The following is a 15,109-nucleotide window of genomic DNA, read 5'->3' as shown; positions in this document are numbered from 1 at the left end:
AAGGCCGGTTGCCCTCCCCGGCGGGGAGGGCAACCGGCCTGCACTGGGCCGACCAGTGTACGTCCGGCCCCGTGAACGCGCGTTCTCTTATTTCCGGCGGGCAGGTGAACCCGCTGCCGCTGTCCGGCGCGCCGGGGTCAGCGCGCGTTGAAGTACTTCGCCTCCGGGTGGTGGATGACGATCGCGTCGGTGGACTGCTCCGGGTGGAGCTGGAACTCCTCGGAGAGGTGGACGCCGATCCGCTCGGGCTCCAGGAGTTCGGCGATCTTGGCGCGGTCCTCCAGGTTGGGGCAGGCGCCGTAGCCGAGGGAGAAGCGGGCGCCGCGGTATTTGAGGGCGAACATGTCCTCGACGTCGGCGGGGTCCTCGCCGGCGAAGCCCAGTTCGGAGCGGACCCGGGCGTGCCAGTACTCGGCCAGGGCCTCGGCGAGCTGGACGGAGAGGCCGTGCAGTTCGAGGTAGTCGCGGTAGGCGTTGGCCTCGAAGAGCTTCGCGGTCTCCTCGCCGATCTTCGAGCCGACCGTGACGACCTGGAGACCGACCACGTCGACCTCGCCGGACTCCTCGGGCCGGAAGAAGTCCGCCAGGCACAGGCGACGGCCGCGGCGCTGGCGGGGGAAGGAGAAGCGGGTGCGCTCGGAGCCGTCCTCGTTGAGCAGGATCAGGTCGTCGCCCTTGGAGACGCAGGGGAAGTAGCCGTGCACCACGGCCGCCTCCAGCAGGCCCTCGGTGTGCAGCTTGTCGAGCCAGCCGCGCAGGTGCGGACGGCCCTCGGTCTCCACCAGCTCCTCGTAGGAGGGGCCGCCCTTGCGGGCTTCCTTCAGGCCCCACTGCCCCTTGAACAGGGCGCCCTCGTCGAGCCAGGAGGCGTACTCCTTGAGCTGGATGCCCTTGACGACCCGGGTGCCCCAGAACGGCGGGGTGGGCACCGGGTTGTCGGTGGCGGTGTCGGAGCGCACCGAGCCCTCGGGCTCCTCCACCTCCAGGACGGCGACGTTCTCCCGCTTGGGCACGCGGCGCTGCTTGAGCTCGGGCAGCTTGGCGCCGGGGACGCCCCGCTTGACTCCGATGAGGGCGTCCATCAGGCGCAGGCCCTCGAACGCGTCGCGGGCGTAGCGCACCTCGCCCTCGTAGATCTCGTGCAGGTCCTGCTCCACGTACGCCCTGGTCAGCGCGGCACCGCCGAGGATCACCGGGAAGTCGGCGGCCATCTTGCGCTGGTTCAGCTCCTCCAGGTTCTCCTTCATGATCACCGTGGACTTCACCAGCAGACCGGACATGCCGATCACGTCGGCCCGGTGCTCCTCGGCGGCCTCCAGGATCGCGGAGACGGGCTGCTTGATGCCGAGGTTGACGACGTTGTAGCCGTTGTTGGAAAGGATGATGTCGACGAGGTTCTTGCCGATGTCGTGGACGTCGCCGCGGACGGTGGCGAGCACGATGGTGCCCTTGCCGTCGGCGTCCGACTTCTCCATGTGCGGCTCCAGGTAGGCCACCGCGGTCTTCATGACCTCGGCGGACTGGAGCACGAACGGCAGCTGCATCTGGCCCGAGCCGAACAGCTCGCCGACCACCTTCATGCCTTCGAGCAGGGTGTTGTTGACGATGTCGAGCGCGGGGGTGTCCTGGAGCGCCTCGTCGAGGTCGGCCTCCAGGCCGTTCTTCTCGCCGTCGATGATGCGGCGCTGGAGGCGCTCGTCGAGCGGGAGGGCCATCAGTTCCTCGGCGCGGCCCGCCTTCATCGACTTCATGTTGACGCCCTCGAAGAGCGCCATGAGCTTCTGGAGCGGGTCGTAGCCCTCGGAGCGGCGGTCGTAGACGAGGTCGAGCGCGGCCTTCACCTGCTCCTCGTCCAGCCGGGCGATGGGCAGGATCTTGGAGGCGTGCACGATGGCGGAGTCCAGGCCGGCCTTGACGCACTCGTCGAGGAAGACGGAGTTGAGGACGACGCGGGCGGCCGGGTTGAGGCCGAAGGAGATGTTGGACAGGCCGAGCGTGGTCTGTACGTCGGGGTGGCGCTTCTTGAGTTCGCGGATGGCGCCGATGGTGGCGATGCCGTCGCCGCGGGACTCCTCCTGGCCGGTGCAGATGGTGAAGGTGAGGACGTCGATGAGGATGTCCGACTCGCGCACCCCCCAGTTGGTGGTGAGGTCGGTGATGAGCCGTTCGGCGATGGCGACCTTGTGCTCGACGGTGCGGGCCTGGCCCTCCTCGTCGATGGTGAGCGCGATGAGTGCCGCGCCGTGCTCGACGGCCAGTTTGGTGACCTGCTGGAACCGGGACTCGGGGCCGTCGCCGTCCTCGTAGTTGACCGAGTTGATGACCGCGCGCCCGCCGAGCATCTCCAGCCCGGCCTTGAGGACGGGGAGTTCGGTGGAGTCCAGCACGATGGGGAGGGTGGAGGCGGTGGCGAAGCGGCCGGCCAGTTCCTTCATGTCGGCGACGCCGTCGCGGCCCACGTAGTCGACGCAGAGGTCGAGCATGTGGGCGCCCTCGCGGATCTGGTCGCGGGCCATCTCCACGCAGTCGTCCCAGCGGGCCTCCAGCATCGCCTCGCGGAACTTCTTCGACCCGTTGGCGTTGGTGCGCTCGCCGATGGCGAGGTACGAGGTGTCCTGCCGGAAGGGCATCGTCTGGTAGAGCGAGGCGGCGCCGGGCTCGGGGCGCGGGTCGCGGACGGCGGGGGTCAGGCCCTGGGCGCGCTCGACGACGGCGCGCAGGTGGCCGGGGGTGGTGCCGCAGCAGCCGCCGATCAGCGAGAGGCCGTAGTCGTTGACGAAGTTCTCCTGCGAGTCGGCCAGTCCGTCGGGGCCGAGCGGGAAGTGGGCGCCGTCCTTGGTGAGTACGGGCAGACCGGCGTTGGGCATGCACATCAGCGGGGTGCGCGAGTGGCGGGCGAGGTAGCGCAGGTGCTCGCTCATCTCGTCCGGCCCGGTGGAGCAGTTGAGGCCGATGAGGTCGATGCCGAGGGGTTCCAGGGCGGTGAGGGCCGCGCCGATCTCGGAGCCGAGCAGCATGACGCCGGTGGTCTCGAAGGCCAGGGAGCAGATCAGCGGGACGCTGACGCCGAGGGCGTCCATGGCGCGGCGGGCGCCGATGAGGGAGGACTTGGTCTGCAGGAGGTCCTGCGTGGTCTCCACGATCAGGGCGTCGGCGCCGCCGGCCAGCAGGCCCTCGGCGTTCTGCTGGTAGCCGTCGCGCAGGACGTCGTAGGTGGTGTGGCCGAGGGAGGGCAGCTTGGTGCCGGGGCCGATGGAGCCGAGCACCCAGCGCTGGCGGCCGTCGGTGGCGGCGAACTCGTCGGCGACCTCGCGGGCGATCCGCGCGCCCGCCTCGGAGAGCTCGACGATGCGGTCGGCGATCTCGTACTCGTTGGCGGCGGAGTGGTTGGCGCCGAAGGTGTTGGTCTCCACGCAGTCCACGCCGACCGCGAAGTACTCCTTGTGCACGTTGCGGACGATGTCCGGGCGCGTGATGTTGAGGATCTCGTTGCAGCCTTCGAGGTCCTGGAAGTCTTCGAGGGTGGGGTCCTGGGCCTGGAGCATCGTGCCCATCGCTCCGTCGGCGACCACGACGCGGGTGGCGAGTGCCTCGCGGAGGGCTTCGGCTCGGGTGCGGGCGTCGGGCGTGGAGTTCGGCAGCGAGGCCATGGATGTGCTCCCAGGGTTGCGACGGCTGTCGGCTTTGCGCCTGCCCGGCGGCAGGCGCACCCGGTCAGGGTAGCGGGGCGGGTCCCGGGAGTGTGCATGTGTATCGCACGGCGGACAGATGGCACACAGATGTCCGGTACGTGCGGGGGCGGTCCCGCCGTACGGGCGGGGTGGTTCGCGCCGTACGGGTGGAGGTGGCCCCCGTGTGCGGGCGGTGGCGCGATCCGGCCCGTGGGGGCCGAGTGCGCTGTGACACGGGTCGGCATCGGCCGATACTGTTCAGCATTGCCGAACATCTGGTGTCAGCCGGGTGGTGGCACCCGGATTTTCGTCGAACCAGTGGACCAGTGGAGGTGATCGGGCGATGGCTCGCAACATCCAGTCGCTGGAACGGGCGGCAGCCATGCTGCGGCTGCTCGCGGGCGGTGAGCGGCGGCTCGGCCTGTCGGAGGTGGCCGCGGCCCTCGGCCTGGCCAAGGGGACCGCGCACGGCATTCTGCGCACCCTCCAGCACGAGGGCTTCGTGGAGCAGGACCCCGCGTCCGGCCGCTACCAGCTGGGCGCCGAGCTGCTGCGGCTGGGCAACAGCTATCTGGATGTGCACGAGCTCCGCGCCCGCGCCCTGGTGTGGACCGACGACCTGGCGCGCTCCAGCGGCGAGAGCGTCTATCTGGGGGTGCTGCACCAGCAGGGCGTACTGATCGTGCACCACGTCTTCCGTCCGGACGACAGCCGGCAGGTGCTGGAGGTGGGGGCGATGCAGCCGCTGCACAGCACCGCGCTGGGCAAGGTGCTCTCGGCGTACGACCCGGTGGCGCACACCGAGGCGGTCGAGGGCGACCGGGAGCAGTTCACTGCGCGCACCGTGACCACGGAGACGGCGTTCGAGGGGGTGCTCGATCTCACCAGGGCGCGCGGCTGGGCGGCCGACGTGGAGGAGACCTGGGAGGGCGTGGCGTCGATCGCCGCCCCCATTCACGACCGCCGGCGGATGCCGGTGGGCGCGGTCGGTGTGACGGGTGCGGTCGAACGGGTCTGCCCGGGTGGCGAGTTGAAGCCCGAACTGGTCGCGGCGGTACGGGACTGCGCGCGGTCGGTGTCGCGGGATCTGGGCGCCGGACGTTTCTGAACCGGCCCCCGGTCCGGTCCGCGCCCGCCCCGGGCGTGCGGAGGATCCGGGTGCAACGCAGATCACAGAACCCTTGACTCACTGGTAACAGGGGTGAAAACTGCCGTTCACCGGTCGGCATTGTCGAACACTTACCGGCAATACGGGTTAGAGTGTGACAACGCCAGGACCGGCTGGGGCCCTCATCGAGGGTTCTGAACCTGGACGAAGGACAAAGGAGTCGCGGGTGTCCAGCCTCGACATCTTCACCGGCGAGACCATCGGTACCGCCGTGCTCATCCTGCTGGGCGGCGGCGTCTGCGCGGCCGTCACGCTCAAGCGCTCGAAGGCGTTCAACGCCGGCTGGGTCGCCATCACCTTCGGGTGGGGCTTCGCCGTACTGACCGGCGCGTACATCTCCGGCGGGCTCTCCGGCGCCCACCTGAACCCGGCCGTCACCGTCGGTCTGGCGATAAAGGGCGGCACCGCCTGGGGCGACGTCCCGGTCTACTTCGCCGGTCAGATCCTCGGCGCCATGATCGGCGCGCTGCTGGTCTGGGCGACGTACGCGGGCCAGTTCCGGGCCCACCTCACGGACCCGGAGATCATCGCGGCGCAGCCGGCCGAGGACGGCATGGTCGACCAGAAGACCGCTCCGAAGGCCGGTCCGGTCCTCGGGATCTTCTCCACCGGCCCCGAGATCCGCAACGCCGCGCAGAACGTGCTCACCGAGGTCATCGCGACCACCGTGCTGGTCCTGGCCATCCTGACCCAGTCGACCATCGGCGGCGTGCTGCCCACCGACCCCAAGGGTCCCGGTGTGATGGGCGCGATGATCACCGCGTTCGTCGTCGTCGGCATCGGTCTGTCCCTCGGCGGCCCCACCGGCTACGCCATCAACCCGGTCCGTGACCTCGGCCCGCGCATCGTGCATGCTCTGCTCCCGCTGCCCAACAAGGGCGGTTCCGACTGGGGCTACGCCTGGATCCCCGTCGTCGGACCGCTGATCGGCGGCGCGCTGGCGGGTGGCATCTACCAGCTCGCCTTCGCCTGAGCCCCGCACGCGACAGAGCCGTACGAGACAAGACTTCGAGGAGCACACCGTGACCGACGCACACACCACCGGCCCGTTCATCGCGGCCATCGACCAGGGCACCACCTCCAGCCGCTGCATCGTCTTCGACAAGGACGGCCGGATCGTCTCGGTCGACCAGAAGGAGCACGAGCAGATCTTCCCGAAGCCGGGCTGGGTCGAGCACAACGCGACCGAGATCTGGGAGAACGTCCAGGAGGTCGTCGCCGGGGCGGTCGTCAAGGCGGGCATCTCCGCCGCCGACGTCAAGGCGATCGGCATCACCAACCAGCGCGAGACCACGATGCTGTGGGACAAGGCGACCGGTGAGCCCGTCCACAACGCCATCGTCTGGCAGGACACCCGCACCGACGCCCTGTGCAAGGAGCTCGGCCGCAACGTCGGCCAGGACCGCTTCCGCCGCGAGACCGGCCTCCCGCTGGCCAGCTACTTCGCCGGCCCCAAGATCCGCTGGCTGCTCGACAACGTCGAGGGCCTGCGCGAGCGCGCCGAGCGGGGCGAGATCCTCTTCGGCACCATGGACTCCTGGGTCATCTGGAACCTGACCGGCGGTACGAACGGCGGCGTGCACGTCACCGACGTCACCAACGCCTCGCGCACCATGCTGATGAACCTGCACACCATGGCGTGGGACGAGAAGATCCTGCACTCCATGGACATCCCGGCCGCCGTCCTCCCGGAGATCAGGTCCTCCGCCGAGGTCTACGGCACGGCCGCCGAGGGCGTGCTGGCCGGAGTGCCGGTGGCGTCCGCGCTCGGCGACCAGCAGGCGGCCCTGTTCGGCCAGACCTGCTTCTCCGAGGGCGAGGCGAAGTCGACGTACGGCACCGGCACGTTCATGCTCATGAACACCGGTGACGAGCCCGTCAACTCCTACAACGGCCTGCTGACCACCGTCGGCTACCAGATCGGCGACCAGAAGCCGGTGTACGCGCTGGAGGGGTCGATCGCCGTCACCGGCTCGCTCGTCCAGTGGATGCGCGACCAGATGGGCATGATCAAGACGGCGGCCGAGATCGAGACGCTGGCCTCCAGCGTCGAGGACAACGGCGGCGCGTACATCGTGCCCGCGTTCTCCGGTCTCTTCGCCCCGTACTGGCGCTCCGACGCCCGCGGTGTGATCGCCGGTCTCACCCGGTACGTGACCCGGGCGCACATCGCCCGTGCCGTGCTGGAGGCGACGGCCTGGCAGACCCGTGAGATCACCGACGCCATGACCAAGGACTCCGGCGTCGAGCTGGCGGCCCTCAAGGTCGACGGCGGCATGACCTCCAACAACTTGCTGATGCAGACGCTGTCGGACTTCCTGGACGCCCCCGTCGTCCGTCCGATGGTCGCCGAGACCACCTGTCTCGGTGCTGCCTACGCGGCCGGCCTCGCGGTCGGCTTCTGGTCCAGCACGGACGAGCTGCGCGCCAACTGGCGCAGGGCCGCCGAGTGGACCCCCCGCATGGACGCGGACACGCGGGACCGTGAGTACAAGAGCTGGCTCAAGGCCGTCGAGCGGACCATGGGCTGGATCGAGGACGAGGAGTAATCGACATGACCACCCTGCAGAGCGTCCCGGCCCCCGGGACGCGCCCGGCCGACGGTTCGACCGCGAGCCGCGCCGAGACCCGGGAACGGCTTTCCAAGGCGACGTACGACCTCCTGGTGATCGGCGGCGGCATCCTGGGCATCTCCACCGCCTGGCACGCCGCGCAGTCCGGACTGCGGGTGGCCCTGGTGGACGCCGGTGACTTCGCCGGCGCCACCTCGTCCGCCTCCTCGAAGCTGCTCCACGGCGGGCTCCGCTACCTCCAGACCGGTGCGGTCAAGCTGGTCGCGGAGAACCACTTCGAGCGGCGGGCGGTCTCGCGGGACGTCGCCCCGCACCTGTCCAACCCGCTGACCTTCTACCTCCCCGTCTACAAGGGCGGTCCGCACGGTGCGGCCAAGCTCGGAGCGGGCGTCTTCGCCTACTCCGCGCTGTCCGCCTTCGGCGACGGAGTGGGACACGTCATCTCGCCGTCGCGTGCGGCGCGGGACGTGCCGGAGCTGCGCACGGACAACCTGAAGGCCGTCGCGGTCTACGGCGACGACCAGATGAACGACTCGCGGATGGCGCTGATGACGGTCCGCGCGGCCGTCGAGGCGGGCGCCACCGTGCTCAACCACGCCGAGGTCACCGGGCTGCGCTTCACGCACGGCCGGGTCACCGGCGCGGAGCTGAAGGACCGCACGGACGGCACCGAGTTCGGGGTGGACGCCCGCCTGGTGCTGAACGCCACCGGCCCCTGGGTGGACCACCTGCGCAAGCTGGAGGACCCCAACTCGGCTCCCTCCATACGTCTTTCGAAGGGCGCCCACCTGGTCCTGAAGCGGACCGCCCCGTGGAAGGCCGCGCTGGCCACCCCGATCGACAAGTACCGGATCACCTTCGCGCTGCCGTGGGAGGACCAGCTCCTGCTGGGCACCACCGACGAGGAGTACGAGGGCGACCCGGGCGACGTGGCGGTCAACGAGAAGGACATCACCCAGATCCTCGACGAGGCCGCGTTCTCCATCCGCGACCAGCAGCTGTCGCGGGACCTGATCACGTACTCCTTCGCGGGTCTGCGGGTGCTGCCGGGCGGTCCCGGCGACACCTCCAAGGCCAAGCGCGAGACCGTCGTCACCGAGGGCCGCGGCGGCATGCTGTCGGTGGCCGGCGGCAAGTGGACGACTTTCCGCCACATCGGCCGCACGGTGATGAACAAGCTCGCCGCCCTCCCCGGCCACCCGCTGGGCGAGGACATGGAGCCGATCTCGCACCTGCCCAAGAAGCTGCCGCTGCCCGGCATCTCGAACCCGAACGCGGTGGCCCACCGGCTGCTGGTGGACGGCGGTACCCCCGGCCCGCGGATGTCGCCGGAGACCGCCCGGCACCTCGCCACGCACTACGGGTCGCTGTCCTTCGACATCGCCCGGCTGGCGAGCGAGGACCCGGCGCTGGCCGAGCGCATCCACCCGGACGCCCCGGAGATCATGGCGCAGGTCGTCTACGCCCGGGACAACGAGTGGGCCGAGACCGCGGACGACGTGCTGCGCCGCCGCACCACCCTGACGATCCGGGGCCTGGCCACGGACGACGTACGGGCCAAGGTCGAGCGGGTGCTCGCGCGGGAGAACTGACCGCCCCCCCCCTGCCGGGCCCGGGTGCCCGGCAGGCCCGCCCCGCGTCGATCGGGGCAGGTCAGAGGCTTACAGTGAAGGGCGGACCCCGTTCGGGGTCCGCCCTTCGGCGTGCGAGGATAGGTCGGATGTCTGGCGGCGGTGCCGGGCGGGGAGCAGGAGGTCGTCCATGGCCGTCACCGACGAAGCCATCGAACGCATCAAGGCGATGATCGTCTCGGGTGCGCTGCGTCCCGGCGACCGGCTGCCCAAGGAGAGCGAACTGGCGGCCGAGCTGGGCCTGTCGCGCAACTCGCTGCGCGAGGCGGTGCGGGCGCTGTCGCTGATCCGGATCCTGGACGTGCGGCAGGGCGACGGCACGTACGTGACCAGTCTGGACCCGCAGCTGCTGCTGGAGGCGATGAACTTCGTCGTGGACTTCCACCGCGACGACACGGTGCTGGAGTTCCTCACGGTCCGCAGAATCCTGGAGCCCGCCGCCACGGCGATGGCCTGCGAGCGGCTGACCGAGGAGGAACTGGACGCGCTGGACGCCCAGTTGGAGGCGCTGGGCGCGGAGCCCTCGATGGAGGAGCTGGTCGAGGCCGATCTGGAGTTCCACCGCGCGATCGTGCAGGGGTCGGGGAACTCGGTGCTCTGCTCGCTCCTCGACGGACTCTCCGGGCCCACCACCCGGGCCCGGATCTGGCGGGGCCTGACCCAGGAGGACGCGGTCGGCCGCACCCTGCGCGAGCACCGGGCGATCCTGGCGGCGCTGCGCGACCGGGACGCGGAGGCGGCCAGGTCGTGGGCGACGGTGCACATCGCGAGCGTGGAGCAGTGGCTGCGCTCCACGCTGTAGCGGGGTCCGCGGCCGGGTGAGGCCGGGGTATTCCGGCGGACGAAGATCGGATCTCTCCGATCCGGCCGATTTCGATTGATTCAGTGCCCTGAGGGCACGCTTCCCGCATGCGTAAGGTGGGTCCCTGGACAGGGGGGAACACCCGATGAAGTCGGAAGAAGGAGGCGCTGGGTGATCGAGCTCGACGGGGTTCCCGAGCTGGTCGACCCGGTCATGGTGGCCGCGTTCGAAGGCTGGAACGACGCCGGTGACGCCGCCTCGGCCGCGGTCTCGCATCTGGACCGGGAGTGGAAGGGCGAGGTGTTCGCGGCGCTCGACGCCGAGGACTACTACGACTTCCAGGTCAACCGGCCGACCGTCTTCCTGGAGAACGGCGTCCGCAAGGTCACCTGGCCGACGACCCGGCTCTCGGTGATCCGCACCGGCGGCGAGAAGCCGCGCGACCTGGTGCTGGTGCGCGGTATCGAGCCGTCCATGCGGTGGCGCTCGTTCTGCAACGAGATCCTGGGCTTCGCGCACGAGCTGGGTGTGGAGATGGTGGTGATCCTGGGCGCGCTGCTCGGCGACACCCCGCACACCCGGCCGGTCCCGGTCAGCGGGGTCACCTCCGACCCGGACCTGGCGCGCACGATGGACCTGGAGGAGACCCGGTACGAGGGTCCCACGGGCATCGTCGGCATCCTCCAGGAGGCGTGCACGCACGCGGGGGTCCCGGCGGTGAGCCTGTGGGCGGCGGTCCCCCACTACGTGTCGCAGCCGCCCAACCCGAAGGCGACGCTCGCCCTGCTGAACCGGCTGGAGGACCTGCTCGGGCTGCGCATTCCGCTCGGGGAGCTGCCGGAGGACGCGCGGGCGTGGCAGGTGGGCGTGGACCAGCTGGCCGCCGAGGACAGCGAAGTGGCCGAGTACGTCCAGTCGTTGGAGGAGGCGCGGGACACCGCGGACCTGCCCGAGGCGTCCGGCGAGGCCATCGCCAGGGAGTTCGAGCGGTATCTGCGCCGCCGGGACCCCGCGGCCGGTCCGGGCGAGGGCGGTCCCAGCCATGCCACGGACGGGGGCGAGGCCTACCTGCGCGACACCTCAGGCGGCCGTCAGGCGCGCCCGCCGAAGAAGCCGCGGGCGGCGGGCACGGACGAGGGCTCCTCGGCCCCCGAGGGGGACGAGGGCAACGACGGCGGGCCGGCGGCCGAGGGCGGCGAGTAGCCCCGGGGCACCCGCACCCGGAGGCACGGGTGCCGTCCGGTCAGCGGGCCGGGCGGTACTGCGCGACGGCCACCGCGTCGTACGTCGTGGTGGGCGTCGGTTCGACGTCGAAGCGGGCGTTGGGCAGGTAGAGCCGGTCGCGCCAGGACGCCGCCGTGGTGGGGATGCGGAAGCGCGGGTCGGTGATGCGGGCGACGGCCGTGCCGTGCGTGCCGCTGTCGTTCAGCCGGACCACGTCGATGGCGTTCTGCACCTGCTGGACCACGTACAGCAGCCGTCCGCACAGCAGCAGTCCGTCCGCGTTCGGGAACCGGGCCGGTCCGACGTCGATGCGCCGGGCGACGCCGGTGCGCGGGTCCACCCGCATCAGTGAGCCGCCCCCGGCGAAGACGTTCGCGACGATCAGCGCCCGCCCGTCCGGGGTCCGCTCGATGCCGTTGGCGGTGAAGTCGCTCCCCTGCGCCCAGTCGCCCGTCAGCGGGAGTTCGACGAGTTCGCTCGCGCTGCCCGGCAGTCGGCCGTGCCGGCCGAGCGGCACGGCGTACAGCACGGGCCGGTAGGAGTCGGTGAACCACGCGGCGCCGGGGCGCAGCACCACGTCGTTGACCATCACCGCGCCGGGGAGGTCGTAGACGGCCAGGTGGCGTCCGGTGCGGGGGTCGGCGACCCGGATCTGCCGCGACTGGCCGCCCGCGAGGAAGAGCCGGTCCGCACGGTCGGTCTTGAGGCCGACGGTGGAACCGCCCAGGCCCCGTACGACGGTCGTGCCCCGGCCGGTGGCCAGGCTCACCCGGTGCACCGTCCCGTCGGCGAGCGAGCCGAAGTAGGCGAAGGGGCGGTCGCCGATGGCGATGCCCTCCGGCTGGAAGCCGTCGGGGAGCGGGAAGCGGGTGGGCCACCGGCCCCCGTCGGCCGGGGCGTCGGCGCGGGCGGCCTGGGTGCTCAGGGAGGAGAGGAGCGCGGTGCCGCCCAGTACGGCGCCCGCGGTGAGAAGTCTTCGGCGTGCCAGGGAATCGCTCACGGAACGTCCTTCCGACGAGTGCGTCTTCCGAATCCGTTTTCGGTGCCTTGTGCGTCCGATATCGAACCTGTGAACGCGCACACCTCATCACAGGTCCCCCTCGTGCCGCAGGGGAGTTCCGGGAAATGGCCGGAATGGTACGTGACATCTGTTTCACGCCGGAATGGCCGGGCTTCCCCATTCCGCTTTTGTTCAAACGCAGTTGGCGTGTTTCGGGTGGACGGATCGCCGGAGCCGGAGCAATGTGGGCTCCCGAGGTCCCGCACGGAGCCGGTCGCCGCCGAGCGGCCGGCGGCGACCGGCGACCCGGCGGACCGGGCGGACCCAGCACACCGGACAGGCACGCAGCGCACGGCACCCGAGGGGAGCGGTGGAAGCGATGACCGAGCAGGTACATCCCGGAGAGGGACCGGGCAACACGGGCCCAGGACCGGGCGGAGCGGGATTCACCTACCGGGGCGCCGAACCCGAACTGATCGTCGTGGCCAGCGGCGAGGCCCGACTCCGGGCGGGCGCGGAGGGAGTCCGCTCGGCGGCGGGCTCCGACGTGTCGGCCCTGAACATGTTCCTCAGTGACGAACAGCTCGCCCTGGAGCCGCTGTTCGGGCACGAGGAGCGGCACGGGAGCGCGACCCACGAGGACGAGGAGCTGGCGCTCTACTACCGGGTGCGCGGCGGCGAGGACCGGGCCCGCGAACTGACCGCCCGGCTGGCGGCACTGCCCGGCATCGAGACGGCGTACGTGAAACCCGGTGCGGTCCCGGCCACCTACCCGGCACAGCAGTCCCCCTACCCGCAGGGCTCCTTCCCGCAGGCGGGATACCCGCAGGGGCAGTCCGCGCGGTTCGGCCACCAGCCCGGCGAGGAGGGCAAGCGGCTCAAGGAGGGCGCCCCCGCCACCCCGGACTTCACCGGCCGGCAGGGCTACCTGGCACCCGCCCCGGAGGGCATCGACGCGTACTGGGCGTGGACCAGGCCGGGCGGTTCCGGCGAGGGCGTGACCGTCATCGACATCGAGGGCGCCTGGCAGCTGGGGCACGAGGACCTGGCGGACAAGCTGGCCGGTGTCGTCATCGGCACCCCGGTGCAGGACCTGTCCTGGCGCAACCACGGCACCGCCGTCCTCGGCATCATCGGCGGCGACCGCAACGAGCGCGGCATCACCGGCATCGCCCCGCAGGCCACCACCGCCGCGGCGTCCTTCCGCGGGCTCGGCACGGCGGCGACCGTCCAGGCGGCGGCGGCCCGGCTCTCCCCCGGCGACCTGCTGCTGATCGAACTGCACCGCCCCGGACCGCGGTTCGACTTCGCGGAGCGCGACGACCAGCGCGGCTACATCGCGCTCGAATGGTGGCCGGACGACCTGGCGGCGATCCGCTGGGCGGTCTCCCGGGGCGTGGTCGTCGTCGAGCCCGCCGGGAACGGCGCGGAGAGCCTGGACGACGCGCTGTACGAGCGCAGGCCGGACGAGTTCCCCGAGCAGTGGCGCAACCCCTTCAACCCGTCGCACGGGACCTCCGGCGCAGTCCTGGTGGGAGCGGGCGCTCCCCCGCCCGGGACGCACGGCCGCGATCACGGTCCGGACCGCTCGCGGCTCGCGTTCTCCAACTACGGGGCACGTATCGACGCCCAGGGCTGGGGCCGCGAGGCCACCACCACCGGCGGCTCCTGGGACCGCCCCGGCGACCTCCAGGGCGGCGCCGAGGAGATCGCCTGGTACACCGACACCTTCGCCGGTACGTCGTCGGCGGCGCCGGTGGTGGTCGGTGCGCTCGCCTCGCTCCAGGGCATCCTGAAGGCGGCGGGGCTCGGCCCGATGAGTCCGCAGCGGGCTCGCGAGGTGCTGCGCGCCAGCGGCTCCCCGCAGCAGGACGCGCCGGGCCGGCCGTCCTCGCAGCGCATCGGCAACCGGCCCGACATCAAGTCCGCGGTCACCCGGCTGCTGCCGTCGGCGGTGAGCACCGGTCAGGCCGAACGGTACTGGGACGAGCTGATCCCGTACCCCCGTGAACTCCCGCCGCGGCTGCGGCTGTTCGTGGCGGGCGCTTGGCGCAACCTGAACGACCCGGCCCCCGACATCCGCCAGGCGGTGTACGCCGCCTTCGCGGGGGGCCGGCCGGACGTACGTGTGTGGTTCTCGGACGAGGAGATCGTCGGTCTCGTCGTCACCGCCTGAGGTACGGGAGTCCTCCCGCACCTCGACAGCGAACAACGCAACGAACGGAAGGTGGCACAGCATGAGCACCACCCCGCAGATGCAGGGCCAGGGTTACGGCCAGAGCTTCGGCCAGCAGCAAGGCTTCGGGCAGCAAGGCTTCGGGCAGCAGGGCATCTCGCACCAGGGCTCGGACTCCACCGCCCCGCCGCCGCCGCAGTTCGGCATGCAGGGCCAGGGCCAGCAGGGCTACGGGCAGAGCGGCCAGCAGCAGATTCCGCAGCACATGCAGCAGCAGCTCCAGCAACTCGGCCAGCAGCAGCCCTACCAGCAGCTGCTCCAGCAGCTCGGCCAGGGCCAGCAGCAGCAGTTCGGGCAGCAGGGTGTGGAGACGCAGGTCCTGCGCAGCAACACGGCCACGCAGTACTGGGACGTCGTCCAGCCGCTCCCCGGCCAGCCCCCGATCCTGTACCTGCTGGTCGACAACGGCTGGCGGCAGCTGGTCAACCCGAGCCAGATCGTGCACGACGAGGTGCAGCGGGCGTTCGGGTTCGGGCACCGCGTCATCGGCTTCTACGACGACGCGACGCCGACCATCCTGAGGGCGATCGTCGTCACCAAGTAGACGGCGGCAGTGGCGGAGTGACCGCACGGAGGTGTTCCCCAGCACCTCGGTGACGGTTCCCGCACCGAGTACCGGCGGGGGGGGGGGGGGGGGGGGGGGCCCCCCCCCCCCCCCCCCCCCCCCGGGGGGGGGGGGGGGGGGGGGGGGGGGGGGGGCGGGGGGGGGGGGGTCGGTCGATGGGTCGGTGGCGAGCGCCGGGCCGGTCGGGTGGGCCGGGGCGGTTGATGGGTCGGTGGGGAGCGCAGGGCTGGTCGGGTCGG

At 71.3% G+C, this 15,109-nt stretch carries 10 protein-coding genes; 8 read left to right on the top strand and 2 right to left on the bottom strand.

Translation table 11 applies throughout. The features are described 5' to 3' along the window. Positions 1 to 137: 137 nt before the first annotated feature. Positions 138 to 3,650 carry a methionine synthase gene (gene metH, locus ACFYVL_RS24575; RefSeq protein WP_389248269.1) on the bottom strand — a complete coding sequence of 1,171 codons (3,513 nt, stop codon included), beginning with the start codon at positions 3,648 to 3,650 and terminating at the stop codon, positions 138 to 140. A 364-nt stretch (positions 3,651 to 4,014) separates the two neighbouring features. Here metH and ACFYVL_RS24570 point away from each other — a divergent pair, with 364 nt between their 5' ends. The 6 genes from ACFYVL_RS24570 to ACFYVL_RS24545 all read left to right on the top strand — a co-directional run bounded on the left by ACFYVL_RS24570 (position 4,015) and on the right by ACFYVL_RS24545 (position 11,048). Further along, positions 4,015 to 4,779: an IclR family transcriptional regulator gene (locus tag ACFYVL_RS24570; protein ID WP_389248267.1), complete on the top strand. Its 765-nt coding sequence runs from the start codon at positions 4,015 to 4,017 to the stop codon at positions 4,777 to 4,779. Positions 4,780 to 5,005: 226 nt separating this feature from the next. Continuing rightward, positions 5,006 to 5,812, top strand: a complete 807-nt coding sequence (locus ACFYVL_RS24565; protein WP_389248265.1) for an MIP/aquaporin family protein — start codon at positions 5,006 to 5,008, stop codon at positions 5,810 to 5,812. A 49-nt stretch (positions 5,813 to 5,861) separates the two neighbouring features. Further along, a complete protein-coding gene (glpK, locus tag ACFYVL_RS24560) occupies positions 5,862 to 7,388 on the top strand; it encodes a glycerol kinase GlpK (protein WP_389248263.1) in 1,527 nt (508 codons plus the stop codon). Between the two features lie 5 nt (positions 7,389 to 7,393). Beyond that, positions 7,394 to 9,004: an FAD-dependent oxidoreductase gene (locus tag ACFYVL_RS24555; protein ID WP_389248261.1), complete on the top strand. Its 1,611-nt coding sequence runs from the start codon at positions 7,394 to 7,396 to the stop codon at positions 9,002 to 9,004. 169 nt (positions 9,005 to 9,173) lie between these two features. After that, complete coding sequence (locus ACFYVL_RS24550) at positions 9,174 to 9,845, top strand: FadR/GntR family transcriptional regulator (protein WP_389248259.1); 672 nt, start codon at positions 9,174 to 9,176, stop codon at positions 9,843 to 9,845. A gap of 171 nt (positions 9,846 to 10,016) precedes the next feature. Beyond that, on the top strand, positions 10,017 to 11,048 hold the full coding sequence (locus tag ACFYVL_RS24545) for a PAC2 family protein (protein ID WP_389248257.1): 1,032 nt from the start codon (positions 10,017 to 10,019) through the stop codon (positions 11,046 to 11,048). A 40-nt stretch (positions 11,049 to 11,088) separates the two neighbouring features. Here ACFYVL_RS24545 and ACFYVL_RS24540 read toward each other — a convergent pair whose 3' ends face one another. After that, on the bottom strand, positions 11,089 to 12,069 hold the full coding sequence (locus ACFYVL_RS24540) for an SMP-30/gluconolactonase/LRE family protein (RefSeq protein ID WP_389248255.1): 981 nt from the start codon (positions 12,067 to 12,069) through the stop codon (positions 11,089 to 11,091). Between the two features lie 379 nt (positions 12,070 to 12,448). On the opposite strand from ACFYVL_RS24540, the gene ACFYVL_RS24535 reads away from it, so the two are divergent. Further along, positions 12,449 to 14,245: a S8 family peptidase gene (locus tag ACFYVL_RS24535; RefSeq protein ID WP_389248253.1), complete on the top strand. Its 1,797-nt coding sequence runs from the start codon at positions 12,449 to 12,451 to the stop codon at positions 14,243 to 14,245. Between the two features lie 61 nt (positions 14,246 to 14,306). Next, positions 14,307 to 14,849, top strand: a complete 543-nt coding sequence (locus ACFYVL_RS24530) for a hypothetical protein (RefSeq protein ID WP_389248251.1) — start codon at positions 14,307 to 14,309, stop codon at positions 14,847 to 14,849. Positions 14,850 to 15,109: the final 260 nt, after the last annotated feature.

Source organism: Streptomyces sp. NPDC004111 (assembly GCF_042874215.1).
GTDB lineage: Bacteria > Actinomycetota > Actinomycetes > Streptomycetales > Streptomycetaceae > Streptomyces.
Note: the sequence above shows the minus strand (reverse complement) of the source record. Positions and strands in the feature narration are given on the sequence as shown.

Coding starts and splice junctions, on each gene's coding strand:
- metH (WP_389248269.1), bottom strand. CDS start 3,650: ATGGCCTCGCTGCCGAACTCCACGCCCGACGCCCGCACCCGAGCCGAA.
- ACFYVL_RS24570 (WP_389248267.1), top strand. CDS start 4,015: ATGGCTCGCAACATCCAGTCGCTGGAACGGGCGGCAGCCATGCTGCGG.
- ACFYVL_RS24555 (WP_389248261.1), top strand. CDS start 7,394: ATGACCACCCTGCAGAGCGTCCCGGCCCCCGGGACGCGCCCGGCCGAC.
- ACFYVL_RS24550 (WP_389248259.1), top strand. CDS start 9,174: ATGGCCGTCACCGACGAAGCCATCGAACGCATCAAGGCGATGATCGTC.
- ACFYVL_RS24535 (WP_389248253.1), top strand. CDS start 12,449: ATGACCGAGCAGGTACATCCCGGAGAGGGACCGGGCAACACGGGCCCA.
- ACFYVL_RS24530 (WP_389248251.1), top strand. CDS start 14,307: ATGAGCACCACCCCGCAGATGCAGGGCCAGGGTTACGGCCAGAGCTTC.